The sequence below is a fragment of the Liquorilactobacillus sicerae genome, from assembly GCF_029916425.1.
GTDB lineage: Bacteria > Bacillota > Bacilli > Lactobacillales > Lactobacillaceae > Liquorilactobacillus > Liquorilactobacillus sicerae.
The window spans coordinates 1-1079 of record NZ_JAHAVQ010000039.1; the positions used below are offsets into that span (position 1 = coordinate 1).

A 1079-nucleotide genomic window follows, 5' to 3' on the forward strand; every position below is an offset into this window, starting at 1 on the left:
GAATTGAATGACTAAGGGTTTGAAAAACAATTGAGCCAAATTCAACTTGCTTTGTAATAGGAATACCGATAATCTTCTCGGCAAGTCCGGAACTAGCTCGCTCCAACTCGGCAAAATTTTTTCCTTGCCGATCGTTTCGATTACTGGAATCTGCTGCAGCACCAACAACTATTAACGGATAATATCCCCATTGTTTTCCAAGCTTTTGACAAGTTTGGCCAGCTAAATCACCCGTTAATTGATTATTGTCCGGACCAAGGACAGTAGAATGAGTAGCCCAATTCAAGAGGCAGGCAAAGGCTTCATTTTGTTTGTTATAAAATTTGATGACAATAATCTGATTGTCGGCCAATTCTCCTGGATGATTGCGATTACTGTAATAGCCAGTAATAACTTCTTTTCCATATTTTGCGGTTGCGACTTGAAGATTAACTAAACATTTTTCAAAAGCCTTAATAATTGTTTCAATCAGAAAATCATAGTATTGCTGGTTGAAATGACCCGTCTCCCAATGCTTATGAAAATCCCTAATAGAGCTATGATCATGGGTAACACAGAGAATTATTTGGTCGCGTGAAATTCCATAAAGTTCATTCAATTTGCTTTTAACTTCCTCGACCATGTCATCTTCAAGTTCCAACAGGTCGGCAGAAAGAACAAAAACACGATCATGATTGCCATTATCGAAAAGCAATGCATTACAGAAAATATCATCATGAATACCGGCAGCAGGATTATTCCGAACCGGAGTTTTGTAACCCAACAAATAAAATTTACGATAACTGGGCGAAATGCAATAACGAGCTGTTCCAATTTTCATATTAACGACCTCCATTTTTATATTTTGTGCACACAATCAAACTTCGTCTACTGTTGTACAGTCCTGATAATTCGATTGAGAAAAATTTGATCGGATCCTTGACCAATCCTGGTATTCATAGCTGTATAGGTATGACGAATAAAATCACCGTCTTCCGGCAAATATTTCATTGCGCCATTTATAAGGGTACAAACAAATGTATTTTGATCATTAAATTTTTCTCGCAATTTTTGGCCAAAAGAACTATTAAGTTCAGGCG

General features: G+C 37.2%; 1 protein-coding gene and 1 pseudogene. Both read right to left on the bottom strand.

Going from position 1 to position 1079, the window contains the following annotated elements:
* On the bottom strand, positions 1-820 hold an 820-nt coding region (locus KH893_RS11020), incomplete at its 3' end, for a neutral/alkaline non-lysosomal ceramidase N-terminal domain-containing protein (protein ID WP_281166172.1).
* A gap of 47 nt (positions 821-867) precedes the next feature.
* Positions 868-1079, bottom strand: a pseudogene (locus KH893_RS11025) (hypothetical protein); the annotation flags it as partial.